This is a genomic window from Fructobacillus papyriferae, assembly GCF_018437225.1.
Lineage (GTDB): Bacteria > Bacillota > Bacilli > Lactobacillales > Lactobacillaceae > Fructobacillus > Fructobacillus papyriferae.
Genome location: NZ_JAAMFI010000001.1, coordinates 408,800 through 433,270 on the forward strand (window position 1 = coordinate 408,800; position 24,471 = coordinate 433,270).

At 47.9% G+C, this 24,471-nt stretch carries 20 protein-coding genes and 1 other RNA gene; 7 read left to right on the forward strand and 14 right to left on the reverse strand.

The window, feature by feature from the left end; translation table 11 throughout:
• Positions 1 to 99: 99 nt before the first annotated feature.
• The gene (locus tag G6R27_RS01970; protein WP_213819405.1) at positions 100 to 1,239 is read right to left on the reverse strand and encodes a THUMP domain-containing class I SAM-dependent RNA methyltransferase; all 1,140 of its coding nucleotides are present in this window, start codon (positions 1,237 to 1,239) and stop codon (positions 100 to 102) included.
• A 25-nt stretch (positions 1,240 to 1,264) separates the two neighbouring features.
• On the opposite strand from G6R27_RS01970, the gene G6R27_RS01975 reads away from it, so the two are divergent.
• Entirely contained in the window at positions 1,265 to 1,564 is a 300-nt protein-coding gene (locus G6R27_RS01975) for a hypothetical protein (RefSeq protein WP_213819406.1), read from the forward strand.
• A 75-nt stretch (positions 1,565 to 1,639) separates the two neighbouring features.
• Here G6R27_RS01975 and G6R27_RS01980 read toward each other — a convergent pair whose 3' ends face one another.
• The 4 genes from G6R27_RS01980 to G6R27_RS01995 all read right to left on the reverse strand — a co-directional run bounded on the left by G6R27_RS01980 (position 1,640) and on the right by G6R27_RS01995 (position 6,915).
• Positions 1,640 to 2,371, reverse strand: a complete 732-nt coding sequence (locus G6R27_RS01980; RefSeq protein WP_230791132.1) for a DnaD domain protein — start codon at positions 2,369 to 2,371, stop codon at positions 1,640 to 1,642.
• A 60-nt stretch (positions 2,372 to 2,431) separates the two neighbouring features.
• Complete coding sequence (asnS, locus tag G6R27_RS01985) at positions 2,432 to 3,739, reverse strand: asparagine--tRNA ligase (RefSeq protein WP_213819408.1); 1,308 nt, start codon at positions 3,737 to 3,739, stop codon at positions 2,432 to 2,434.
• A gap of 118 nt (positions 3,740 to 3,857) precedes the next feature.
• Positions 3,858 to 4,382, reverse strand: a complete 525-nt coding sequence (locus G6R27_RS01990; protein ID WP_213819409.1) for a hypothetical protein — start codon at positions 4,380 to 4,382, stop codon at positions 3,858 to 3,860.
• A gap of 112 nt (positions 4,383 to 4,494) precedes the next feature.
• Positions 4,495 to 6,915, reverse strand: a complete 2,421-nt coding sequence (locus G6R27_RS01995) for an exonuclease domain-containing protein (RefSeq protein ID WP_213819410.1) — start codon at positions 6,913 to 6,915, stop codon at positions 4,495 to 4,497.
• 161 nt (positions 6,916 to 7,076) lie between these two features.
• On the opposite strand from G6R27_RS01995, the gene mvk reads away from it, so the two are divergent.
• The 4 genes from mvk to fni are packed head-to-tail and all read left to right on the forward strand — an operon-like array spanning position 7,077 to position 11,101.
• Positions 7,077 to 8,006, forward strand: coding sequence for a mevalonate kinase (gene mvk / locus G6R27_RS02000; RefSeq protein WP_213819411.1), 930 nt, complete (start codon positions 7,077 to 7,079; stop codon positions 8,004 to 8,006).
• Between the two features lie 50 nt (positions 8,007 to 8,056).
• On the forward strand, positions 8,057 to 9,016 hold the full coding sequence (gene mvaD, locus G6R27_RS02005) for a diphosphomevalonate decarboxylase (protein WP_213819412.1): 960 nt from the start codon (positions 8,057 to 8,059) through the stop codon (positions 9,014 to 9,016).
• A complete protein-coding gene (locus tag G6R27_RS02010; RefSeq protein ID WP_213819413.1) occupies positions 9,009 to 10,043 on the forward strand; it encodes a mevalonate kinase family protein in 1,035 nt (344 codons plus the stop codon). Before mvaD ends, G6R27_RS02010 begins: the two co-directional genes overlap by 8 nt.
• Positions 10,044 to 10,060: 17 nt before the next feature.
• Positions 10,061 to 11,101 (forward strand): type 2 isopentenyl-diphosphate Delta-isomerase, encoded by a 1,041-nt coding sequence (fni, locus tag G6R27_RS02015; protein ID WP_213819414.1) that lies wholly within the window; start codon positions 10,061 to 10,063, stop codon positions 11,099 to 11,101.
• Positions 11,102 to 11,158: 57 nt separating this feature from the next.
• On the opposite strand, the gene G6R27_RS02020 is transcribed toward fni, so the two are convergent.
• From G6R27_RS02020 to recU, 5 genes are all read right to left on the reverse strand, one after another.
• Complete coding sequence (locus G6R27_RS02020) at positions 11,159 to 12,085, reverse strand: aldo/keto reductase (RefSeq protein ID WP_213819415.1); 927 nt, start codon at positions 12,083 to 12,085, stop codon at positions 11,159 to 11,161.
• A gap of 135 nt (positions 12,086 to 12,220) precedes the next feature.
• An RNA gene (gene rnpB, locus G6R27_RS02025) (RNase P RNA component class B) lies at positions 12,221 to 12,588 on the reverse strand.
• Positions 12,589 to 12,631: 43 nt separating this feature from the next.
• Positions 12,632 to 12,997: a cell division regulator GpsB gene (gpsB, locus tag G6R27_RS02030; protein ID WP_213819416.1), complete on the reverse strand. Its 366-nt coding sequence runs from the start codon at positions 12,995 to 12,997 to the stop codon at positions 12,632 to 12,634.
• A 205-nt stretch (positions 12,998 to 13,202) separates the two neighbouring features.
• Entirely contained in the window at positions 13,203 to 13,772 is a 570-nt protein-coding gene (locus G6R27_RS02035; protein ID WP_213819417.1) for an SLOG family protein, read from the reverse strand.
• Positions 13,769 to 14,437 carry a Holliday junction resolvase RecU gene (gene recU / locus G6R27_RS02040; RefSeq protein ID WP_213819418.1) on the reverse strand — a complete coding sequence of 223 codons (669 nt, stop codon included), beginning with the start codon at positions 14,435 to 14,437 and terminating at the stop codon, positions 13,769 to 13,771. The genes G6R27_RS02035 and recU overlap by 4 nt, the downstream gene beginning before the upstream one ends.
• 150 nt (positions 14,438 to 14,587) lie before the next feature.
• On the opposite strand from recU, the gene G6R27_RS02045 reads away from it, so the two are divergent.
• Positions 14,588 to 15,625: a branched-chain amino acid aminotransferase gene (locus G6R27_RS02045; protein ID WP_213819419.1), complete on the forward strand. Its 1,038-nt coding sequence runs from the start codon at positions 14,588 to 14,590 to the stop codon at positions 15,623 to 15,625.
• Positions 15,626 to 15,669: 44 nt separating this feature from the next.
• Here the strand turns inward: G6R27_RS02045 and G6R27_RS02050 are convergent, their stop codons facing one another.
• The 3 genes from G6R27_RS02050 to dnaG all read right to left on the reverse strand — a co-directional run bounded on the left by G6R27_RS02050 (position 15,670) and on the right by dnaG (position 19,646).
• Positions 15,670 to 16,224 carry a QueT transporter family protein gene (locus G6R27_RS02050; RefSeq protein WP_213819420.1) on the reverse strand — a complete coding sequence of 185 codons (555 nt, stop codon included), beginning with the start codon at positions 16,222 to 16,224 and terminating at the stop codon, positions 15,670 to 15,672.
• A 132-nt stretch (positions 16,225 to 16,356) separates the two neighbouring features.
• Positions 16,357 to 17,649 carry an RNA polymerase sigma factor RpoD gene (gene rpoD, locus G6R27_RS02055; RefSeq protein WP_213819421.1) on the reverse strand — a complete coding sequence of 431 codons (1,293 nt, stop codon included), beginning with the start codon at positions 17,647 to 17,649 and terminating at the stop codon, positions 16,357 to 16,359.
• An 8-nt stretch (positions 17,650 to 17,657) separates the two neighbouring features.
• Positions 17,658 to 19,646 carry a DNA primase gene (gene dnaG, locus G6R27_RS02060; RefSeq protein ID WP_213819422.1) on the reverse strand — a complete coding sequence of 663 codons (1,989 nt, stop codon included), beginning with the start codon at positions 19,644 to 19,646 and terminating at the stop codon, positions 17,658 to 17,660.
• 215 nt (positions 19,647 to 19,861) lie between these two features.
• On the opposite strand from dnaG, the gene G6R27_RS02065 reads away from it, so the two are divergent.
• Positions 19,862 to 21,157 carry a mucin-binding protein gene (locus G6R27_RS02065; RefSeq protein WP_213819423.1) on the forward strand — a complete coding sequence of 432 codons (1,296 nt, stop codon included), beginning with the start codon at positions 19,862 to 19,864 and terminating at the stop codon, positions 21,155 to 21,157.
• A 344-nt stretch (positions 21,158 to 21,501) separates the two neighbouring features.
• Here G6R27_RS02065 and G6R27_RS02070 read toward each other — a convergent pair whose 3' ends face one another.
• Positions 21,502 to 24,426: a mucin-binding protein gene (locus G6R27_RS02070; RefSeq protein ID WP_213819424.1), complete on the reverse strand. Its 2,925-nt coding sequence runs from the start codon at positions 24,424 to 24,426 to the stop codon at positions 21,502 to 21,504.
• Between the last annotated feature and the right edge of the window lie 45 nt (positions 24,427 to 24,471).

The following is a 24,471-nucleotide window of genomic DNA, read 5'->3' on the forward strand; positions in this document are numbered from 1 at the left end:
TTGCTGAACTTTGGTCAAATAAAAAAAAGACTGTTTTCACAGTCTTTTTAAAAATATCAAAAATCATCAAAATTTATGCCTATGACACGATTGCATAAATTATTTTTTTAACATTGGTTTGGCCCAATACTGAAAATAGTCAACGCGCAGTTGTCCGTTATACAGTTTGCGCTTTTTAGTCGCTTTTTGACCGTATACTTTTTCAAAGGACAAGTCCGAAGTCAAAATGTACTTCGACCAGTGGGTTAATGGTTTGTACAGCTGCCCCATCACCTTGTATAGATCCTCCGCCGCTTCAATTTCACCAAGGCGTTCCCCGTAAGGCGGGTTGGCAACCAAGACTCCCTGCTCTTCTTCTGGCCGCCAGTCGGCTAAGTCCAGCGTTTCAAAGCTAATATCTTGCGACAACCCCGCGTGTTTGGCGTTTTCTTTTGCAATCGCTACCATCCGTGGGTCAATATCGAATCCCTTGATGTTTAGCACGCTATCATAATCAGCCTTGTCTTCTGCTTCATCTCGGATGCTATCTGACAAGGAAGCGTCGAACCAGTCCATCTTTTCAATGACAAAGGTCCGCGTCAGGCCTGGCGCCAAGTTGCGACCAATCAAGGCCGCTTCAATGGCCAAGGTTCCAGAACCACAGGTCGGATCAACAAAGGGCAACTCTTTTTTCCAATTTGTGAGCAAAATCAGTGCCGCTGCAAAGTTTTCCTTCAAAGGGGCCGGCCCCTTCTCAACTCGATAGCCCCGTTTAAAAAGTGACGGACCAGTTGTGTCCAAAACTAACATGACCTGATCCTTATTGATCATCACTTCCAACTGGGCAAAGAAGCCGTTTTCGGGTAACCGTGTCCGAACGTGGTAAGCTTCTTGCAGCTTTTCAACGATCGCTTTTTTGGTAATCGACTGAACATCTGGAACGGAGTGCAAAACTGACTTTTGCGAACGCCCGGCCACTGGGAATTCCGAGTCATAGTTCAAATAGTCTTCAACAGGCAGCGCTTTTATTCCCTGGAAAAGCGCTTCGAACGTTTTGGCCTCAAAGGACCCAACCACGATTTTGACACGGTCGGCCGTCCGCAGCCAAAGGTTGGCACGCAGAATGTCGGCCTGGGTTCCTTCAAAGAAAACCCGGTAGTTATCGACACGAACCGCATAGCCCATGTTTTTTAGTTCCTGACCGACTACCGATTCCAAACCGGCTGCAACGGTCACCATTAAGGTGTATTTCTTTTCCATCATTTTCCTTTATAATAAAGCTATTATGACTGTTTTTGACTTTTTTACACTAACCACTTACATCGATCGACAAACCCCTCTTTTTGGCCAAGTCGATCAAGACCGCGATCACATCCAAGCCGTCAGCGCACTACGTTTCCTAGAAGACGATCGCGACGTCGCCTTGGTCCTTCAAGAAGGTGCACGACCACTGACCCTTGAACAAGCACAAACGCGCCTGTCCCAAATTGGTCAAAAGGCCAATCTTCACCTTCAGATTGCCGGACAAGCAAAACCCGTCTTAGGTTTCCACCAGGATGAAAAAGGGCGGATTGTCATTCAATAAAGTAGTCAAATTTCAAATGATACTTTACTAGCACTGACTCAGCAAAGCCGTCTTGTAACCAAACGATCCGAGTGCTTACAGGTCGTCCAACTTAAAAATGGGCACTGTCGGCTTTTTTTTATTGCCCTGCTGACCAGTCGTTTGACCACGACTCGGTCCAGAAGTCCCCGTTTTCCGCCGGTTACCCGTTTCATAGCTGACGCCACGCCGACGTTCTTTATCCAGCTGGACAGCCTGTGGGGAAGTCAAGTTCGCCTTCTGCCAATTGATCAAGATACTTTCGATGTAGCGAAGGGAACGCGCATTATTGGCAATCGCTTCGCGAATGGCCAGGACCATCATATTCGGATCGAAGTGCTCCACGTCAAACCATTGATGAATCGTTTGTAGTTCCATTGGTGACAATGGCCGACCAAACTCCCCTTGCAAGACGCGAACCACTTGACGACGGCTTTGCTCCCCAGCAGAGACAACTGGATTTTCGTTTGAAGCTGCCTGGCCCTTCAATAACTTGTCAAAAAGTGGCGTGAAATCGAAAAATTCCTGTCGATTGCCCAGGTTTTGGACGGTCATCCAGTCTTGTTGAACAAAGCGCTTTAAACGCTCAGAAACCGCTTGTTCCGTCACTTTCATTGTGGCAGCTACGAGTTGTGGGCTGGCTTGATCGCCTTGACCTTGCAAACGAGAAATCTGCAAATAAATCACCAGGTCGTCATTGTCCAATCCAAGGTCGCGGTAATGAAGCAGTAAATAATTGTGGATGCTGGTCGAACCAGCGCTTAATAAGCTTTTGACGTTTTCTTCCATCGCTTGCCTCATCTTTGTAGAAAAGCGCCCAAGTCAACTTGGGCGCTTTTTAGTTTGCTATTAAGGGCGCAAACGGTGCATCATCCGTGGGAATGGAATAGCTTCTCGAATGTGCTCTTCGCCAGTCACAAAGGTCACCATTCGTTCTAGACCAAGTCCAAACCCTGAGTGTGGTACAGAACCGTATTTGCGCAAATCCAAGTACCAATTGTACTCGTCTAAGCCTAAGCCTTCGTCTTCAATACGTTGCTTCAGATAATCATAGTCCGTATCACGCTCGGAACCACCAATGATTTCACCGTAGCCTTCCGGTGCCAACAAATCAGCAGAAACCACAACGTCTTCACGTTCGGGGTGACGCTTCATGTAAAAGGCCTTGATCGCCTTTGGGAAATTAACAATGAAAACCGGCTTGGAGAAGTGGTTAGCCAAGAAAGTTTCTTCTGGTGAACCAAAGTCGACGCCCCATTCGACGTCAAAGTCATTGTCCTGCAAGAGCTGAATGGCCTCATCGTATGAGATCCGTGGGAATGGCAATTGCGTATACGAACGCAAGAGTTCCTTATCACGGCCAAGCAAATCTAATTCTTGATCGTTTTGTTCCAAGACTTTTTCGATCAAGAAAGAAACATAACGTTCTTGCAACTCCAAGGAAGCATCTTGATCAAAGAAGGCCATTTCAGGTTCAATCATCCAAAATTCCGTCAAGTGACGACGAGTTTTAGACTTTTCAGCACGGAAAGCCGGTCCGAAGGTAAAGACCTTAGAAAAGGCCATGGCGCCAGCTTCAGCGTAAAGCTGACCCGTCTGCGATAGGTAGGCTTCCTGGCCGAAGTAGTCCGTTTCGAATAATTCGGTCGTTCCTTCTGGTGCAGAACCCGTCAGCAAAGGCGCGTCCAGCTTGATGAAGCCTTCCTTGTTGAAGAACTCGTAAGTGGCTGCGATCAGTGTATTACGAATTTTCAACGTGGCAAAGGGCTTGATGTGTCTCAAGTACAAGTGCCGTTCGTCAAACAAAAAGTCCGTTCCATGTTCCTTTGGCGTGATGGGGTAATCGTGGGATTCGCCAATCACATCGATCCGGTCGATCTTGATTTCGTAACCAAATGATGACCGATCATCGGCGTGAATCACACCATAAACGTACATGGAGCTTTCTTGCTTCAATTCTTTGGCCGTTTCAAAGACTTCTTCTGAAACGTCAGCCTTGGCAACAACTCCTTGGAAAAAAGCCGTTCCGTCGCGCAATTGCAAGAAAGCCATCTTGCCAGAACCACGCTTTTGACGCAACCAGGCGCCAATCTTAACACGTTGCCCTACGTATTTTGCTGCATCCTTAATCTGAATTGTCGGAATCGTTTCTGTCATATGCAATCGGGGGAAAGCCCCCGCCTCCTTCTCACTGTCGTGGCGATTTTTATCGTTTTATTTAAATTTCTGGTCAATGGTCGATCAGACAAGCCGCGACCAAAAACAAAATTTGGCGCTACAAACCATTCACAGCCCGGTAGACCGTTCCGTTCTTATAATCAAGCGTCAGGTAATTCAAACTACCGTCTTTTCCTTGGTAAGAAAGCTCCCAAACCAAGGCGTTTTGATATTCTGATAAGTTAGCAGAATAAATCTTTTTGGCCTGATAATCGCCCTTCAATTTGGCTTTAAGCTGCACCTTGGTCATGCCATTGCCAAAATCGAACACCTTGACCTTGGATGACTTCCCATGAATGATGGCCACTTTTTCTTTTCCGTTTTCGCTTCCTATCACCGCATAAGTCGAACCGTCCCGATAATCAACGGTCATATCATGCAAATTTGTCAGCTGGGTCTTTTGCTTGACCACTGCCTGTACATTGCTTTCGGCTTTAGCCATGGGACGTAAGGCAAGGTAGGCGTAAATCGCCAGACCCGCGCCGATCACAATGACAAAGGCTAGAATAATAACGAAAAACTTGGACCAGGAAAAGCGCTTGGGTCGAGCCATATTAACCCGTAAATTATCGTGTATTTCCATGGAAACCTCTTCAAAATTCGCTCTACTGTTACACATTATAGCAAAAAAGAGCCGCTCAACGTGCGAAAATTCAAAAGAAAAAAGACAGTTGTCACTGTCTTTTTTCAATCACTTATTTGACCTTTAGTTGGTCGACTTTGGCCAGGCGTCGGCCGCTATTTAGGACGAACAGCCGATTCTGAACCGAACGCAACTGCTTTTGGCTCAAAGTCCCCAAAAGCAAGGATTGCGGATTCTTCAGCATGGCCACCACCAGAAGCTGCAACGCTTCCTTTTTCAGATAACGGTTGGCCCGTGGCAACACGGCCACTTCGGGAATTGGGATACTCTGCTCAAAGAGTTCTTGGATGTAATCCGGTGTCACCACCAGAATCGATCGTTCTTCACCAGATGCCTGCCAGGCAGCCTTTTTCAAGGGAGCTGATAGGTCTTGTGCGTAGACGACGTATTGATCGCCATAATGATTGGAAAGCTTGTAATACCAATGCTTGACGGAAGCGAAATCTTCAACAACGAAGAGAAAATGCTTGCGGCCAGCCGCAAACACGGCCTGGATCTGTTTGTCTTCGTTTCGTTCTGCTGACAAAACCGCCGGAAGTTTGGGATCGTCGTCGCTTTTTTCCCATTCGACTGTATCCTGTTGGATCACGCCTTTTGGCACGTCTAACAAGAAATGCTTCAGCTCTTCTGGATAGAAAGAAGCGATAACCAGCAACTGACTGAGTTGCTTTAAGAAATACTTCTGATAGACGACATCCTCTTTAACCGCAAAGGTCAGATCCTGTTGCTTCTTTTCGTCTTCAATCGTCCAAAAAGCCCGCTTTAGCACTTCTTGGTGAGCAGCCAGCCAGCTCAGCTTGGCCCGCTTTTCGTTCAACTCAAAGCCGAGTAACTTGGTCGAAAAGTCGGCTTTTTCAGCCAGCTCTTCCAAGGCGATCAAGCGATCCAAGATGGCTTTTCCTGACTTTAGCGCCTCTTTTTCGGAAAGCGTTCGATCAATCTTTTGGCAAGCAACTGACCAGTTGTGCAGGTTAACTTGCCAGACCCCACGAGCTTTTGCTGGCAGCTGGGCGGCCTGATCGGCCAGTTTGGCGACCTGATCTTGGTAGAAACCAAGTGGTAACGTCAACCCTAGGCTATTTTGGATGGCCTTTTGAAGACCAAAGGGCTTTTCCAAGATGACAGCTGGTTTTTCTTTTTGGCCCTGGTCCTGATTTAGCTTTTTCCCCCAGGCAAAGAAGGTCTGGTAGGTCGAGATCACCACGTCAGCTTGCTTGGCCGCCTGGTAGGCCGCCTGGAAACTTTCTGACTGCGCATCAGCCGCCACTTCCTTCAAGTCTGGGTGAGCGCGAATGCCGCGAGGTAGCTCGGCGAATGCCGCAGTTGGCGTTTCGGATAGCCAGACTAGAATCTGAGCCTGCCAAAAAGTTCCCCCTTTGTTTCGGGCCCGCTTGATAGCCGAGCGGAACTTCTGCTCATCTAGGTAACCAGACGGTTGATAGAGCGAAGCAAAGCGAAGCGAATGCTCGGGCAAGCGTTCGTTCAAATCCTTTAGCAATTGCTTTTGATGAACAATTAAAGACAAGTCATCACTGAGCAGCCAGTTCGTTTTGCGGCCTTTCATAAAGAAAAGTGGCAACAAATAGGAAAGCGTTTTTTTGATTTGTGGTGCCGGTTGCAGCACTGACAGCTCATGTTGACTGCCATTTAGCAGGCGGTGAACCTGATTCATCAAACGGTTGCGCTTGGCATCAAGGTCGAGAAAGCGACCGAATAAAGCAACCTTTTCGGCTGCTTTAACTGGATAAGGAAGGCGCTTTTGCTCGCTTTTTTTCTTTTTGTTTGGCTGACGGTGTCTCAGAGCTCGCCTTTCAACGGTTTCAACCACTAAAGGCACCTTGGCATCATCAGCAAAACTCCCTTTCGACTTGGCGGCCATCGTCAAAAATTCCTGGCTTTGCCGGATCAAGCCCCAATCAACGGACAATAGCGTTCGCTTTGTCTTTTCAGGTAGCGATTGCGCCTTTTGCCAAAGGGCTAACATCAGATAGGCCGTTGCTTCCGCATCCGCGTTTGCCCGATGGGCCTGTACCAAAGGTAAATCCAGGTAGCTTGTCAAATCAGACAGCCGGTACCCGGGCGCGGTTGGGAAAAGAATCTGAGCGAGTTGCACCGTGTCGATGGCTTGCAAATCAAGTTCCGGCAAGCCGACCCGAAGGAACTCCGCATTTAGATAAGGAAGATCGAAGTTGACATTGTGTGCCACAAAGATCTGCCCTTTCAACAGGGCTTGCAACGACGGGGCGATCTCTTCAAAGAATGGCGCGTCTTGAACATCCTTTGGATTAATGTGGGTCAGTTGCTGAATCTTTTTGTCGATTGGCTGTGCTGGATTCACAAAAGAGTCGAAGTGTTCGACGATTTTTTTATTTTTAACAAAGGTCATCCCGATTTGGATAATGCGACCGCCGTTTTCAACGGAGGGCGACGTGGTTTCTAAATCAACGATGACAAAGGCGGCTGATTCTTTCATCAGGTCTCCTTTCGTAATCACTGGGTGTTTTTTTGAAATCAACGAAACAAAGCGAGCTTCTGACTCGACTTTTTAGCTCGTTTTAAAACACCGGTCAAGGCCATTTTACACTACTTAGGACAGTGCGGTACAATATGTTTAATTATTGGAGTCATTTACTTATGAAAAAACATGCTATTGGAACTGGCCATGCCCATGCTAAAGCCATTCTCATTGGCGACCACGCCGTCGTCTATAACCAGCCTGCCGTTGCCATCCCCCTGCTCGATTTGCAAGTAACCGCTCGCTTTCAGCCATTAGAAGCAGGACAAACGATTATTTTGGCCGGAGAGGCCATGGAACTATCCGATCTCGGCGCTGATCTAGAAGGCATTCGCCAATTGATCGTGGCCTTATTAAAGGACTATCAACTAACAAGCACCGGCTTTCTCCTTGAAGTCGAATCCATCATTCCTCAAGAACGGGGATTTGGTGCATCGGCCGCCTTAGCAACCGCCATCACCAGAGCTTTCTTTGACTGGCAAGGAAAAAAAGTTGCAAAAGAAACCCTACAAACATACACCAGCCTGGCGGAAAACATTTCCCACGGTTCCCCTTCTGGAATTGATGCAGCCACGGTGTCCTCTTCTGAACCTGTTTGGTTTGAAAACAAGCAGATCGCTACTTTTGAAACCAGTTTGAATGCAACTTTAGTACTGGCCGACACCGGCGTCCGTGGTCAAACGGTGCGCGCTGTCAACATTGTCAAAGAACAGCTGAAGAATCACTACAACGAAAGCTGGCGAGCCATCGAGCATTTGGGCGAACTCGCCTTTGCAGTCCGAGAAGCCCTTCAAGAAAATGATCCGGCCACCCTGGGTCAGCTCTTCACCTCAGCTCACCACGACTTGCAGGCCTTGCAGGTTTCTCATCCAAAGCTCGATCAACTCGTTGCTACTGCGATTAAAGCTGGAGCCCTAGGCGCAAAACTGACCGGTTCTGGCATCGGCGGGGCGATGCTCGCATTGGCGTCAAACGACAATGAGGCTAAAAGAATCGCAGAAGCCTTGCGCGAAGCTGGCGCCAGAGACTGCTGGATTCAGCCACTATAAGTCACTTTCCACGTTTGATTTTCGATTACTAAAAATTAAGAGGACCCTTTATGACGGATCAAAACGGCCAAACGGCCATTGCCCATACCAACATCGCTTTCATTAAATATTGGGGAAAGGCTGACTTAACGCTAAACCTTCCCACTACGTCGTCGCTTTCGTTGACGTTAAATGAGTACTATACGAAGACTCGGGTCGAAGAAGCAGACGAAGACAGCCTGCTGATTAACGACTTGCCTCAAGATGGCAAGCGAATTCACCAGTTCTTGGACGTCTTGCGGGCTGAAATGGGCGATTTTCCGCCTCTACGTGTGATTTCTGAAAACAAGGTGCCGCTGTCGGCTGGTTTAGCCTCTTCGGCTTCTTCCTTTGCGGCTTTGACCGCAGCAGTTGCCAAATTCAATCACTGGGATCTGTCACTAGAAGAACTGTCTCGCCTGTCCCGGCGTGGTTCTGGTTCGGCGACCCGTTCCTTCTTTGCCGGCTTTGCCATCTGGGAAAAAGGCGACAAGGATGAAAATTCCTATGCCCACGCGCTAAAAACCCCCGACCTGCCCATTGCTCTTGTGGTTTGCAAGGTGTCTGGCATGGTTAAAAAAGTATCCTCTTCAGATGGCATGCGTCGCGCGCAAACGTCGCCTGACTACCAGGCTTGGGTGGACGAATCAGCCAAACAATTAGACGAGATGAAGGCTGCCCTTGCTGCTGCCGACATCAAAAAAGTCGGCGAAATTGCGGAAGCAAACGCTTTGGCCATGCACAATCTGAATTTAACGGCTGAAGACCGTCGCTTTACCTACTTGAACCAAGAAACAGTCAAGGTCTTAGAGCAGGTCAAAGCACTCCGAAAGCAAGGCTTTATCGCCTATGCCACAATGGATGCGGGCCCAAACGTCAAGATTATTACAAAAAAGGATCAGGCACCCGCTATCAAGGAACATCTGGCAAAACGATTCCGAAAAATCCAGTTCGATATTGCTACGGCCGGACCAGGTATTTCCTATGAATAAACCCCTTCGTTTACAAATCCCGGGCAAACTTTTCTTGGCCGGTGAATACGCCGTGACGACTCCAGGACAGCCAGCTTTGCTTCGACCAGTCGATCGGGGGATGGTGATCGAAGCCAGCCTACAAGAAGAGCAAAGCGGCCAAATTACGCTTTATTCGGACCAGTTTGAAGAAGCCGAGAAAACAAGTTGGTCAGCCCTGTCCGTGCAAAACGAGCAAGCGCTCAAAGAAGACAACTGGTCCTTTACCAAAGTCGCCTTGCAACTTTTCCAAGAAGCGCAGTCTCAACTGTCGCTCAAGGAACGGCCCGGCATTAAACTGACCATCCGCTCGCAAATGACAAGCCAGGAGGGTAAGCTTGGCCTTGGCTCCTCTGCAGCCGTCACGGTAGCCATCATCATGGCCCTACACCAGGTTTATCTGCCAAAAAAAGAAAACAACCAAAGAGCAATCTTCAAGGAAGCCGCCTTCGCCCACTACTTCGTCCAAGGCTCAGGTTCTCTAGGCGATATTGCCACGGCCACTTACCAAAAGACCATCTTTTACCAAGCGCCAATCTGGATAAAAGAAAAGCGCCAATGGCAGCTTCAAGACTTCCACACGCTTGACTGGTCCAACTTACAAATAAAATCCCTTGACTGGCCAAAAAGTTGGTCCTTTGCCATCGTGGCCACCCATGAGCCCGCCTCGACTAAAAAGGCTTTAGCTAAAGAAAGTGACAAAGAAGCCCTGCTTGAGCCATCTAAAACAGCGGTTATGGCAGCCAAAAATGCAATTGAAGAAGCTGATTATGACGCATTAAAAAGCGCACTGAAAGAAAACCAAAAAGCCCTAAAAGCACACCTACCAAAGGGCTATGTCACAGAAAAGCTCCAGGATTTCTTAACGATCACCAACCGACTCGACTTGGCGGGAAAGATTTCTGGTGCTGGCTTTGGTGACAATGGCTTTGTGGTTGGTAACGAAACGCACTCTTTATTCCCAATGAAAACGGCCGCCCGCAAAGCAGCCCTGACGATCATCGATTAATTCTTAGAGGTATTGGCATGCAAACGCCCCACTCCAATCGAAAAAACGAACATTTATCTTTAGCGACTAAATTTTGGCGCGACGACAACAAGGAAAAAGTTGGCGCCGGCTTTGACGAAGTCCGTTGGCTGCCTGGTGCACTCAAAGACATTGCTGTAAAGGACGTACAGCCCCAAGTGCAACTTTTTAATCAGGAGTTCGCTTGGCCTTTTTACATCGAAGCAATGACTGGCGGTTCGGAATCCACCAAGAGGGTTAACGCCGAGCTAGCCCGAGTGGCTGCAACAACCGGCCTCGCCATGGCAGTCGGTTCGCAATCAGTAGCGATCAAGGATCCGACGCAGGCTGATTCTTTCCGCATCGTTCGTAAGCATCACCCAGAGGGCTTTTTGATTGCCAACCTCGGTGCTGATCACCCCATCGAAAACGTTCGGGCAGCAATCGACATGATCGATGCCAACGCCATTGAGTTGCATGTCAACATCGGTCAAGAAATCGCCATGGCCGAAGGCGACCGCTCCTTCTATTGGTTGGACAATCTAAAACAAATCATCGCCCAATCCCCCGTGCCCGTCATCATCAAAGAGGTCGGCTTCGGTATGAGCGTTGAACTACTCAAACAACTCGACGCCCTGCACCCAGCCGCCATTAACATTGGCGGAGGAAACGGCACTTCCTTTGCTCAGATTGAACAGGCCCGCGATAAAAAAAACGAAAACCCGATTGATCTATCCGCCTTTGGTCTGTCCACTGTCGAGTCGCTGCTGGCCGCAAAGAAAGCAGGCATTCAAACACCGATCATCGCCACCGGTGGCCTTAGCTCGGCTAAAGAAGTCACCACCGCCCTGCTGCTTGGGGCGACAACGACGTCATCAGCCGGTCACTTCCTTGAAGTCTTGATGCAAAAAGGACCAGACGGCTTACAAGAAGAAATCGAGCTCTGGCAGCAACAACTCCCCCTCTACATGACTTTGCTGGGGGCCAAAACAACGAGCGAACTAAAAAAGGTCCCACGCCTTTACTCCGCTGATTTACAAAATAGCATCCAACAATTTTAAACAAAAAACAGGCCACTGCATTAACAGTGACCTGTTTTTTTGTACAGAAAGCTAATTTTAGTATTGAACTTTCTTTTGCAAGTATTCCTCAGTGTCATCCCAATGTGACACATTGTCCTTCACACCGGTTTCTTCGGATCCCTTGTGCCAAGCAAAATCTTGGTGCCAAATCGTATGCTTTTCTTTATTCATGGCCTGAATTTGCTTCATTTCGTCTTCTGACAAAGCAAAGTCATCGATCGCCGCATTGGCAATAATGCGCTCTTCGTGAGCAGACTTAGGAATCGTGATGACCCCCATTTGGTAGTCGAAACGAAGAATCGTCTGAGCTGGCGTCTTGCCGTGCTTATCAGCAATCGCCTTGATTGTTCCATCATTCAAGGCTTCACCACCGCCCAGTGGTGACCAGGCTTCCATGGCAATGCCCAAACCGTTCATTTTGTTCAAGAGATGTTCTTCTTGAACAAGTGGATTAAACTCCATCTGGTTCACTTGTGGCATCAGGCGATGCAAGTTTTCGATATCAGCCAAGTTCTTTTCGTCAAAGTTTGATACACCAATGGCACGAACCTTGCCTTCGTGGTACAACTTTTCCAAAGCCGTCCACGTGTCCAAATACTTGCCGTCAACCGGCCAGTGAATCAAAAGCAAATCCACGTAAGTCAAGCGCAAGCGCTTTAATTGCTCATCGAAGTTTTTCAAAGTGGACAAGTAACCCTGATCCCCGTTGAAAATCTTTGTTGTGATAAAGAGGTCTTTTCGGTTCAAATGATTATCCACCAAAGCCTGTTGGATACCATAACCAACACCTGCTTCGTTACCGTATTGCTTAGCCGTATCAATCATGCGGTAACCATTTTTAATGGCGACCTGAACTGACTGAGCCGCTTCGGCGTTGGAAGACTTCCAAACACCCAAACCAAAAACGGGCATCAAAACGCCGTTTGACAGCTTCGTTGTTTCTTGTAAGATCTTGCTTGTCATGTGTTGCCTCCTTTATTTGTTCTCCTCTATTGTAGAACAAGACTGAGTCCACTTTCAAATGAAAAAAAAACCGGTCAATAAAAAAAGCGAAAAAAACATAAAAAAAAGCTCGCTTTCGCGAGCTCCCCGACAGGTATCTGTAGGCCATGTTTTGTTCCAGTTAGCATTGGGGAATCACTAACCTTCAGTAATCATCTATCTAAGCATTTAAGCCATACCGACCATCGTTTCAATTCACTAGGTCAGCCGCCCCTACCAAAGTTTGGGTTGCCCGCTTGTGGGGTTTACCTCGTCTCAAGTTCCAAGCTTTCGCTTGAAAATACGTTTCTATGGCACTTTCAGGTCTAATAAGGCATAGTCGAAACCTTAGCCTGTTCAACCGCCGTCGTGCAAAGCACGCCTGGGTTTATTTCTTATCCCAGCACAAACACTACACCCATCGCAGAGTGTGCGAGCATGGACCTTCCTCACACCGGATAACCGATGCGCAATTACTCAATACCTGCCAAAAGCCATCCGGCTTTCACCATCGTTTATAAAGCTTTCTTAGGCTTCGTGATCCGTTCCAAAGACAGCACGCTCCAAGTTAGCCACACGCTTGATCAGATCAAGGTTGGTTGGCGCTTCTTCTTTAGCGGGTGCTGGTGTTGGTTCCACTGGTGCAGCGGCCTGAACAGGTTCCTGTGGCGCCGCTTGTCCACCAGCCAGTTCGTTTTGTGCTTCTTGCAAAGCATTTTGCAATTGACCAACTTGGTCTTGCAATTCCTTGATCCGTTTTGTGAAGACGCCGTAATCGGAAATAATTCCGTCAAGGAAGTCATCCACATCTTCAGGATCATAACCAACGCCCATTCGCTTTTGCTTGAAGACGCGATCGTAAATATCTTTTTGCGTGTATTTTACTTGTGCCAAAAGAATCACTCCTTTGAATTCATTTCTTGAATTACCCTAATCATACCAGTTAAAGCCCATCAGGGCAAACTTTATGAAGATTTGGTTACGCTTATTATTCCTAATTAAGATTAAATGAGCGCTAAAGATTCGAAAAACGTGCCATCCTGCTCTTTTGAATCAGAAAAAACAAGCCACCCCGACAAAAAAGCCGCTCTTTTTGCTCTTATCCGTTCCAACGCTCCTCATTCACCGCTTCTTGATAATCATTGGCGTATTCTTGTAAAGCTTCCATATCGAGGCGGTTCACCGGATAAGGGGCTTTTTCTTGAAAACGTGTCATGGCTTGAGCGTCATAAGCAGACTTCCCTTCGAATTCATTATCATAAACCAAAAGCGCGCCATCGGTATGATTTAGAATAAAGTCTTGATAGCCCTGCAGCTGGAAGGGCCCTTGATAATCGCCCTTATAGGTAGCAGCAAAAAAATCAGCCTGGCTTTTCGCCTTTGCCAACTTCGCCTGGTTGGCCTCTTTCCAATTTTTGCCAAAGCCTTCAAAAGGAACAAAAACGGCCAAGTGCAATTGCGGGTAGTCTTTTTTCAATTCGACAGCCAAATCCGCTGCCCAGAGTTCGACACCGGGCTGGCCACCGGTAATCAGCCAATCCATCCCCTGCTCAAGCTGCTCAACTAGCCGTTTTTTCAGCGCATATTTTAAAACCGTCACCTTTGGATCCTTGTCTTTAAAAACCCCCAATTCATAAGAACGGTAGCCCGTTACCCAGATGCGACTCATGAAGGCCCTCCAGTTTTCTTACTTTTCTTTGGACGGTCAGTGCGTTTACCTGAAGCTAGATCCGTCAAATAAGCATCAACGGCTTTTAGATAATCAAGCGATGGGGTCAGTCGCTTTTCGACCAAATAAGCATCGTCTTTCAATTCAGAATAAGACAAGGACTTGTGTCCTTCCAAGCGTTGCCAGGCCGCCACTAATTCCGGTGCCGGGTACAGATAGGTTTCATCTAAGGTGGTAAACTTAATCAACAAAAAACCAACGCCACCCTGGGAAACAATGTTAGCAAGGTGGCGAACCTGGTGTTCATGAACGTTTTTCATTGGAAAAGACGTCTTGTTTTTGGTTTCTTTGGCATCAAAATCGAGGTAACGTCCTTGATAGACACCGTTGTAATCAGTCGTCGAAGGCCTTTGGAAGTAGGCTTCTGTAATTTTTGCAGCCGACCGCGCCGGATAGTCGACTTTGACGATGGTAACCGGGGTTGGTTTTTTATAGATTACCGCCAAGTGATCGGCCAAATAGAAATCGTTGGCGGCGTTGATTTCTTCTTCTAAGCCCATCCCCCGTTTTCCAAATGTTAGTCCCCGCTTGGATTGGCGTCCCGCCTTAATTTGATTGGAAACAGACGAGCCCGTATTGCGCACGCCCTTTGGATAATTCACCATGGCATCCTCCAAATCGATCTTTCTTTTATTTTAGCATAGGCCAGTCGACCTGCGGTCCTCTTGTAAAACAAAACTCTTCCACTCCCACTCTTGACTTTTTCTCATTTTATTTTAATATTAGATCAAAGAACTTAGGAAAGAAGGCAGCATATGAGCAAAGCAAAAGCAGCAGATATCGATTTTAACTCCCTGGATTTTTCCTATAAGGACCTTCCCTATCGCTATCAGGCCGAATACCATAATGGTCAATGGGAACCGGGCGAACTGACGACCGATTCCAACGTTCAGCTATCCGAAGCGGCCGTTGTTCTTCACTATGGTCAAGAAGTTTTCGAAGGATTGAAGGCCTATCGGCGCAAAGATGGCGGTGTTAACTTATTTCGGCCCGACCGTAACGCCAAGCGAATGCGCCAATCAGCCGAGCGTTTGCTCATGCCAGGCTATCCAGAAGCCGACTTTATTGAAGCGGTTAAGGAGGTTGTCAAAGCCAACTCGGACTTCATTCCGCCATATGAATCCGGTGGCTCCCTCTATATCCGCCCCTTCCTCATTGGCACATCACCAATTGTTGGGGTTAAGCCAGGAAATGACTTTATCTTTCGCATCTACGTCACGCCAGTTGGGGCTTACTATCCAGGGGGCTTAAGGCCGACAGCCTTTGTCACCTCAGAATTCGATCGTGCTGCCCATGGCGGTACCGGTCAGGCCAAAGTCGGAGGAAACTACGCCGCCTCCATGTTACCAGGCGAAGAAGCGCACCGGGCCGGTTTTTCGGATGTCGTTTACTTGGATCCACGCGAACACCACTATATCGAAGAACTCGGTTCAGCCAATTTCTTTGGCATTACCAAAGATGGCCAGTTCAAGACACCAAAGTCTCCTTCGATTCTGCCATCCATTACGAAATTCTCCTTACTGGAACTGGCAGAGGAAATGGGGATGCACCCCGTCGAAACGCCAATTGGCATCGACGAATTAGACCAATTTGAAGAAGCCGGGGCCATGGGAACGGCAGCTGTCATTTCGCCGGTCGGCTCCATTACCCACCAAGCAAAAAAGCATGTCTTCTACTCAGAAACTGAGGTTGGGCCAAAGACAAAAGCCCTTTATGACCGCTTAACGGCCATTCAATATGGTGATGAAAAAGGACCTGCTGGTTGGGTAGTCGATGTTCCGTTAGACAAATAAAAAAGCACTTAAAAAGTCGCCGAAGCAAGCTTCGACGACTTTTTTTACTTTGACAAGTTAATGAATTTGGACAAAGCAAAAATGATAATCCCACCAACAACCAGTGACGCCAATTCACCAGGCACCAGCATCAAGTAATAAGATAACCAGTTGGCCCAGATTGAACCGGCATGGTCAGGGGCAAAGGAGCCAGCTGCGTTAATGGCAAAGGCAAAGGTAAATTCCGCTGCCAAAATGGCCATCCCCACCGTCAAGACGGAGAAAGTCGAAATCACAATCTTTTTCAAAGGGGAAGCGATCCGACGGGTCAAGTAATAAGTCAAGGAAGTCATGATCAATGTATCCAACGTTCCAAAGACCCAGTCAATCCAACCCATTGGTGACATCAAATTAGCAATCAAAACACCAAGTGACAAAGCCACGATATAGCGCTTATTCCATGCCGCCAAATGATTTAATCCCTCTGACAGGCGCAACTGCACGGGGCCAAAACCAATGGGGGCCACCATCATCGTCACGGCAGCATACAAAGCTGCTACAACGGCTGTCAAAGTCAATCCTTGCACTCGCGTGCGCGAGTTTCTGTCCAAATTATTCATAAGTACTCCTAGTTTTGTTTCCGCGGGATGGTAGATGAACCGCGTGTTTTAGTCGAAGACCGCAGCCCGATTTTCACCGGGCCTTAGCCATAAAAAATCCGACCGAAGTCGGATAAATGAATCGAGCCATTCTTAGTTTTCGTCCATGAAGTCCTTCAAGTGCTTAGAACGCGATGGGTGGCGCAACTTACGAAGGGCCTTGGCCTCAATTTGACGGATACGTTCACGGGTAACGCCAAAGACGCGCCCAACCTCTTCCAAGGTACGCGTCCGACCATCTTCCAAACCAAAGCGCAAACGCAAAACGTTTTCTTCACGGTCGGTTAAGGTGTCCAAAACGGATTCGAGTTGTCCGCGAAGCATTTCGTAAGCAGCAGAATCAGCGGGTGAAACCGCCTCGTTATCTTCAATGAAATCCCCAAGGTGGGAGTCATCCTCTTCACCAATTGGAGTTTCCAAAGAAACGGGCTCTTGTGCAATCTTCAAGATTTCACGAATCTTGTCCGCCGTCAAATCCATTTCGGCACCGATTTCTTCTGGCAAAGGTTCACGACCCAAGTCCTGAAGCAGCTGGCGCTGAATACGGATTAACTTATTAATCGTTTCGACCATGTGAACTGGCACACGGATTGTGCGCGCCTGATCAGCAATGGCACGTGTGATGGCCTGACGGATCCACCAAGTGGCATAAGTAGAGAACTTGAATCCCTTGGTGTAATCAAACTTGTCAACGGCCTTCATCAAGCCCATGTTTCCTTCTTGGATCAAGTCCAAGAACTGCATGCCACGGCCGACATAACGCTTGGCAATGGAAACGACCAAACGCAAGTTAGCCTCAGCCAATTCTTGCTTGGCTTCTTCATCTCCTGCTTCGATGCGCTTAGAGATTTCGATCTCTTCGTCGCCCTTCAACAACGGTACCTTACCAATTTCTTTCAGGTACATGCGAACCGGGTCATTGATCTTAATCCCCGTTGCGGCATCAGCAGCCTGGCGTTCTTCTTCAGAAGGCTTGTTTTGCTTCGCCTTCAAGACTTCTGGTGCAGGTTCACCCTTTTCATCGACGATGGCAATTCCGGCGTCTTCGACCTTTTCCATCAAACGTTCGATATTTTCTGTATCCAAATGGAAGGGTTCTGCAATCCTTTTCGAAAGTTCAGCGTAGACGATTTCCTTAGCCGGCTTGTATTCCTTCAAAAGGTTCCGAACGGCTTCATCGTACTTCTTTGACTTCATTGGGCCAGACTTCTTAGCTGGCTTTTTGACTGGCTCATTCTTGGCAATCTCAGCAGCTTCCTCCGGCGTTTTACCTTCAGCCAAAGCCAACAATTCTGCCTTACGCGCACGGTTATGGTACGAGATGTGGTTCTCATCCAAATATGCCTTAATATCAGAAATTTTACTATTACTTGTAATCTTAGCCATGTTTTCTCCTATTGCTGAAAGTGCTCTTTTTTCAGATTGATGAGTTCTGTCATTAATGTCATCAGCGCGGCATCATCGTGCTGGTTTTTTGCCTGGGCAATTTTTTGCTGCAAGGACTGCAACTGTGCTTCGTATGGGGCCACGTCCACGATCACCTTCAGGTAATCCTTGGCTGCGTCCATTTGCGGCCGAATGGTGCCAAAAGTGCGGTCCATGGTGAGTAACTTCTGATTCAAGTCTGGCTTTTGCACATAATCCATGAAAGCCGCCAAGTCAAAGTCAGCCCCCGCCCGTTCCTCACTGTAAGCCTCATATAACAACAGCAGCAACTGATACTCCGGGTGAACAAATGAAAAGTCCGCTTGTTCTTTAGCATAGGCTAAAATCGATGGTTCTTGAATCATCGCCATCAGCAAGCCCTGTTCGGCCTTTTCCACCCGTGAGATCTTTGGCTTTGGCGCGTCTTGCCAGTTCGGCGCTGGCACGCCTTTGGCCGTGGCGGCCGGGGTTTCAAAACCACCGCCAGCCAGTGGGTCGATGTCGGGGATGAAAGAATCATCCCAGTCACCGGCAGTCGGATACGCCCCTTCTGAGCCATTGCCCGGACCAGCCGAATGTTTCTGACCACGAGAGCCAGACGAACGCTGACCGCCTTGACCAGCCCGACCCGGATTCTTTTGGGCCGGATGGGCTGCCTGATAATCCTTGAATTCGGATTGCAACGCCTCCAACGAAGACCCGTAATCCTCGCTGATTTTTTTCAAGAAGTAGTCCTGCTCAACAGCCGAAGCGTCAGTCAAGATCGGCCAGACATCCCTTAAGAAATCCAAGTACTGAGCCTGGTTTTGCAGGTTTTTGTCTTGCTTGGCCGCGTTAATCAAGTACTCGGTTGGTGTCTGTGTGGCCTGGTCCAGCGCTTGCTTCAAAGCAGGCAAACCAAGTTCACGGCGCACTTCATCAGGATCCCGGTTATCTGCCAAAGCAATCACACCGATTTCAACCTGCGGTGCCACCGAACGGATTAAGGGGATCGACCGCTTAGCGGCCTTTTGACCAGCCGCATCGCCATCGTAGACCAAGGTGATTTTATCGGTCAACTTGGTCAGAGAAGCGACGTGCTCTTCGGTCAAAGCCGTTCCCATCGTTGCCACGGCACCGCCAACACCAGCCATAGCCGCTGAAATAACATCCATGAATCCTTCAAAGATCATGGCAGGCTGACCAGCGCGAATATTGCCTTTGGCCTGATCCAAATTGTAAAGTAACTTTCCTTTATTAAAGAAAGAAGACTCCGGTGAATTCATGTACTTGGCTGGATTATCTGGATCTAAGGACCGACCAGAAAAGCCAAGCACCTGCCCCCGATCATTTTTGATCGGCCAAACGATGCGATTATTAAAGCGGTCACGCACGAGTTCTTCATCTCGATCAATGAACAATTCAGCGGACTTCATGACGGTTTCGTCAATGTTGTGCTCGCGGGCATAAGACAAGAGCACATTATTACTTGGTACAAAGCCCAGGCCGTATTGGCGAATCGTTTCTTCGTCCAGCTGCCGGTCGTCTTTCAGATAAGAAAGCGCCTGCTCCCCGGCCGTCGTATTTAGCAAAATGTGCGTGTAGAGTTTTTGCGCCGCATCGTAAAGTTCGTAAATTTTTTGGAATTTTTCTTGTCGCAAAGAAGGCTGACCCTGGTAGCGTTCCAAGCCAGAGATCCCTTCGTCTTCCGCCAACTTCAAAATCGCTTGCGGATAAGTATAGCCTTCTTTTTCCATTAGAAATGAAAAGGCAGTCCCCGAGCGCCCACATGAAAAGCAGTGGAAAACCTGCTTCTTATCGTCGACGAAAAAAGAAGGCCGCCGGTCTTCGTGGAAAGGACAAGAGCCGTTCCATTCACGACCCCGTTTGACCAGTTGGGTATATTGAGAGACCAAGTCGACCAAATTAGTCTGCGCCCGAACTTCGTCAATGACTTGTTGCGGAATGCGTTCTGCCATGGCCCCTCCTTCCATTTTTAGGGCGTACTCCGCCCGTGAATTCTGTCAATCGACTGGTTTTTATTATACGGGAAAAACGCCCCTTCTGTCAAAATTTCAAGCCGCGTTTTCGCCTCCAAAAATTCTTGTCAAAATCCGTGCAAGAATGTGTTCCATCAGCCGTCAACAGTGTTATTATAGGGTTAGAATCAATACAAGGAAGGAAGATAAAATCCATGCCTACATTTAATCATCAGGAATTCGTCAAGATTCGTCACTCCGTAAAAAAGGACGTCGAGGCGGCGATGGTTGGTTCTCTTCTTTTGGTGGCTGGTGCCGGTTTAACCGCCGGTGTGACAAGCATTGCGCCAAGCAGCTTACCATCTGTTCACATCACAGCCAATGCTGATGCGACCCACCAAAGCTTTACGATCACACCAAGTGGCTATTACGGCTACGATGGTCACTTACACGCCTACGGTGAAGACGGCATTAACTTTCCAAAAAATATTCAAAAAAGCGACTTTTACAAGACCTATACCCGTACGATTCGGTATCAAGACGAAAAGGGCAACACCGTGGCCCCTACCAAAACAGAGAGCGTGCCACTGGTTCGTTGGGGAACCTATGATTTTACCAATAACGTCATCACAAACTGGGGTGAGTACTCACGCGCTGAAGACGATAACCCAGTTGGCATTACCGGCACCTTCGATGCGGTTAGTTCCCCCGATCTATCCAGTCAAAACCTGGTCGATCCTTCCCAACAGTCTGTCCAAGAAGAAAGCTTCGATACGCAGCAGATTTCACCCGATGATTCCGGACAAACGGTGGTGGTCACCTACAAGCACAGCACCCGTCCCGTTCAACCAGAAGATCATGCGCAAACGCAAAAGACAGTCACTCGGACCATCAACTTCGTCAATCAAAAAGGCCAGCTGATGGGAACGATGAATCAAAAGGTCACTTTCCAACGGAAGGCCTTAGCCTACGATTTGTATGATCATCAAGTGCTCTACTCCGATTGGGAAAAGGGCTCGGCCGACAGCCACTGGGCATCCTTTAACGCCCCCAGTCAGTTTAGCTTCGATGGCAATCAATATGACCAGCCATCCCCCGCTAACCTAGCAGAAGTATCCGTTACAGCCGACAGTCAGGATCAGACGGATACCATTACCTATCAGGAGGAAAAGCCGGTTACCCCTACACCAAAGCCAACACCGGTTAATCCAACGCCTAACCCTACACCGGTTAATCCAACGCCAACGCCAAAGCCAACACCTAAGAGCGGCGGCGATACCCCTGCGCCAAATGGCGGAAATAACAGTCAACCAAAAGCGACGAACAGCGATCAAAACCACCAGTCCACTAGCACACAATCAACCGGACAAAGTGGCCAGACAAGCAGCCAATCGCAAACAGAATTACCAAACACAGCCAAGACTGATGACCGTCGGGTAACGGATCTCTTGCCTGCTTTCATCTTAAGTAGTGGCTTTATGGCTTGGCTACGTAACCGTCGTCACCAATAAACAACTATTCCAACGGTTCATCACATGATGAGCCGTTTTTTGCTAGACTAAAGCCAAGGAGGCAGGCTGCTCTTACAGCCTTGCCTCCTGCTTGGTCGCACTAATCCCTGCGATCAAGCACTCCTTTCTTTAATTCGCTTACGGTTTTCTCGTAAGCATCACCTCCTTTCCAGCGACGGGGCCGTCTTCTTCCCAGACGGCCCCGTTTTTTTGCACAAAAAAGGACAAGCCTCAGCTTGCCCACCTTTTTAGAGCAATGATTCATTTTAGCCAAAAATCGGTAAACATCAGAAAATAAAAAGACCAAGCCCTTTCGCACTTGATCTTTTCACTGAAAGAAAACCTTAATTCTTCTTCCGCATTGCTTCTGACATCAACCAGAGTCCTGCGGTCGCAGTTAATCCAATCGTGGTCATCAGCAATGAATGACTCTGGTTTGAGGCTTTACGAGCAGTCGCTGGTAAGACGACATTGTCCTTTGTCGCATTCGCCACATTGCCAGCATTGTTGGCTGGTGCCTGCTGAACATTGTCAGACGATCCGCCACCAGTTGATGGCAAAACAACGCCTGCCGTGTTGTTGCCGGCGTTGTTACCGCCGCCATTAGTATTTGAGTTATTGTTGCCGGCGTTGTTACCGCCGCCATTGGTATTTGAGCCATCATTACCGGCGTTGTTTGAACCGTTGCCGTCATGATTTGGCGTTACTTTGTTTTGGTAAGTTACCACAATGTTTTCATCGCTACTATCTACAGAAGGCGTTTCAGCATTGATTGCTGATACCGCCTGACCATTGAGCACAATGTCAGGGCGCTCATACTTAGCTGTGTCAACAGAATGCTGCACATCAACAGCTGACCAGGATGACGGTGTACCGACTTCATGCCAGTCATTGTTATACGCAACCTCGCCAGTATTCGAATCATAGACAGCCGAACGTTCGAAATGAACCGTTACTTTTTGAGATGGCGCGATCTCACGTCCGTCAATATCTTGGAAGATTACTGTACGAGTGACTGACTTTGAAAGGTTCTTCGTGATATCGTTTGGCACATTTGGTGTGTTAGGACCAACTGGCGTTGGTGTTTCACCATTCTGCTTATATGTCACCACATCATTGATATCTCGTGAATTGCCATCCACGGTTTGCGCATCGATCACAGCCTTATCAGGGGTGTAGCCCGTGATAGCCGGGCTATTTACAGCAGCAAAGGTCTGATCAGCCGACCAGTCACCGTAGCTAACATCGCCAGTCACGGCATCCGTATACTTTGGACGGGTGAAGGTAACTTCCTTGGTATAAGTATCCGCAGCCTTTGTCCCATCGGCATATTGGTATTGAATGGTCTCCTTGACCGTCTTTTTGTCCGTTGATTCAACTGGCGATTCTTTATTGTAAGTAACGGTGATATTCAGATCGCTTGAATCGGCGTTCACTTTTTGAGCGGTAACCGTCTTCTTATCGGGTGTGTAGCCCTTAATGGCTGGGCTATCTACTGCGGCAAAGGTCTGATCAGCTGACCAGTCACTATAGCTGACATCGCCAGTTTTTTCATCTTTAGTAACCGTCCGATTAAAGGTTACTTCCTTGGTATAATCATCAGCTGCCTTTGTTCCGTCAGCATATTGATAGTGAATCCTTTCATTGACCGTCTTGGTTTCAGTCGAGCTAGTTGTTCTCGCCTTCACTGTAACGTTGGCCGTCTTCGTATAAGTATTACCCGTTGAATCAGTATAAGTATAGGTCAACGGATAGACGCCTGGCTTTGATGTATCAACTGTTCCTTGAACATTAACATACTTCAGATCCAAACTATTGCCATTATCATCTTTTGCACTAACCACGTTATCCTTTGAAGACCAGGAGTCCCCAACCCAGAGCGTGGAATCTTTGACAGTAAGACTAGCCTTTGATGCAACAACCGTGACTTGAGCTGTCTTCGTTTGTTCCATTCCGCTCTTGTCTGTGTAGCTATATGTTACTGGATAATTTCCTGGCGTCTTTGGATCAACGTTGCCCGAAACCTTTAGATCAGATAAGGACACCGTCGAGCCATCGGAATTGATTGCCCGAAGGAAATTATCCGACGAATTCCAGCTAGCAGTTGGACCCGCTACAATGGTCGAATCTTGAACATTTAACGTAGCCTGATTGGCATTCTTTGTATATTTAACGGTATAGCTTGATGATCCAGAATCTTCACCAACCGTGGTAGCCGCAAAATCAGTCTGTTGCCCGGATTGAACGGTATAGCCAGCAATAGTAGGCGCTTCTACTTCTGAGAACTTGGGATCGCCTGAAATTAACTGCCAATCCGTGTAAACAGCTTGGCCATCTTGCAGGCTTCCCGTCCGGCGATATACTGCCTGTTGAACCGTTGGCGAAGCAATCTCATTCCCGTCCTGGTCGACGTAATGAATCGTTCTTGTCGCCGGGTTCGTCTGTGCTGGAACAAACTGGAAGGAATTAACCGAAACGGACTGAACGTTGTCAGCAATACCCGTCGATCCACCAATGGATAATGAGAGCGGGTCTTGATAATCATCAACATCAATCGTTCGACTGACGCCCAGATAAGACAGCGTCATGTGTCCTTGACCATCGTAGGTCAATGTGAATGGAACATCCTTACCAGCAATGTCTTCAACGTTCAAGTAATCTGGTTGACCCGCATAGCGCCAAGGATCATTCTGATCCTTCTGATCGACATCACTGTGAATACCAGACATATAAATCTTCGAATAATCCCCATCGTTTAAGGTCCAAGTATCAAAGACAAAGCCAGATGATTTAGGCAACCCCTTTACCGAAATACCGCCACCTTGGTAACCGATCTGACCATCCGTCCCGTGGTGGAAGGCCATGGCGATGCCATCACCACCATTAAGACCATCCAAAGTGGTCCCCAAATTAATGGTTCCGGAAATCGTAAAGGGAACATTAGCATTAATTTTGGTTTTTAGCGTGATGTTACCATCTTGGCCATTTTCATTCTGAGTCAGGGTCGTTTTATTGGTGCTGGCATCATAAGAAGCCGTTCCGCCTGTTTGAAAGTACTGGAGAAAGTTATCCTTAGTCACCGTCACAGGTAGATCATCCGTATCGACCGCTGCCCCAACACTTTGACTTGTTGTCGCCTGATTGGTTCCATCGGCCTGAGCCGTTTGGGCATTGGCTGCAATGGTGAAAAAAGCCAGCCCAGCTACACCAGTCAGCCAAAACTTCTTGGCTTTATACAATTTAATGGTCTGCTTTGTCTGCATCGTCATATTCCGTCCTCTTTTCGTGTTCATCACTTGGTTCGAAATCATACA

Bases quoted from the DNA above. Each gene is read 5' to 3' on its own strand.
- fni (WP_213819414.1), top strand. From the start codon at position 10,061: ATGCAAACGCCCCACTCCAATCGAAAAAACGAACATTTATCTTTAGCG.
- recU (WP_213819418.1), bottom strand. From the start codon at position 14,437: ATGGTGAATTATCCAAAGGGCGTGCGCAATACGGGCTCGTCTGTTTCC.
- G6R27_RS01975 (WP_213819406.1), top strand. From the start codon at position 1,265: ATGACTGTTTTTGACTTTTTTACACTAACCACTTACATCGATCGACAA.
- G6R27_RS02065 (WP_213819423.1), top strand. From the start codon at position 19,862: ATGCCTACATTTAATCATCAGGAATTCGTCAAGATTCGTCACTCCGTA.
- G6R27_RS02045 (WP_213819419.1), top strand. From the start codon at position 14,588: ATGAGCAAAGCAAAAGCAGCAGATATCGATTTTAACTCCCTGGATTTT.
- rpoD (WP_213819421.1), bottom strand. From the start codon at position 17,649: ATGGCTAAGATTACAAGTAATAGTAAAATTTCTGATATTAAGGCATAT.
- mvk (WP_213819411.1), top strand. From the start codon at position 7,077: ATGAAAAAACATGCTATTGGAACTGGCCATGCCCATGCTAAAGCCATT.
- G6R27_RS01995 (WP_213819410.1), bottom strand. From the start codon at position 6,915: ATGAAAGAATCAGCCGCCTTTGTCATCGTTGATTTAGAAACCACGTCG.
- G6R27_RS01970 (WP_213819405.1), bottom strand. From the start codon at position 1,239: ATGGAAAAGAAATACACCTTAATGGTGACCGTTGCAGCCGGTTTGGAA.
- G6R27_RS01990 (WP_213819409.1), bottom strand. From the start codon at position 4,382: ATGGAAATACACGATAATTTACGGGTTAATATGGCTCGACCCAAGCGC.
- G6R27_RS02050 (WP_213819420.1), bottom strand. From the start codon at position 16,224: ATGAATAATTTGGACAGAAACTCGCGCACGCGAGTGCAAGGATTGACT.
- G6R27_RS02020 (WP_213819415.1), bottom strand. From the start codon at position 12,085: ATGACAAGCAAGATCTTACAAGAAACAACGAAGCTGTCAAACGGCGTT.
- mvaD (WP_213819412.1), top strand. From the start codon at position 8,057: ATGACGGATCAAAACGGCCAAACGGCCATTGCCCATACCAACATCGCT.
- dnaG (WP_213819422.1), bottom strand. From the start codon at position 19,646: ATGGCAGAACGCATTCCGCAACAAGTCATTGACGAAGTTCGGGCGCAG.
- asnS (WP_213819408.1), bottom strand. From the start codon at position 3,739: ATGACAGAAACGATTCCGACAATTCAGATTAAGGATGCAGCAAAATAC.
- G6R27_RS02035 (WP_213819417.1), bottom strand. From the start codon at position 13,772: ATGAGTCGCATCTGGGTAACGGGCTACCGTTCTTATGAATTGGGGGTT.
- G6R27_RS02070 (WP_213819424.1), bottom strand. From the start codon at position 24,426: ATGACGATGCAGACAAAGCAGACCATTAAATTGTATAAAGCCAAGAAG.
- G6R27_RS02010 (WP_213819413.1), top strand. From the start codon at position 9,009: ATGAATAAACCCCTTCGTTTACAAATCCCGGGCAAACTTTTCTTGGCC.
- G6R27_RS01980 (WP_230791132.1), bottom strand. From the start codon at position 2,371: ATGGAAGAAAACGTCAAAAGCTTATTAAGCGCTGGTTCGACCAGCATC.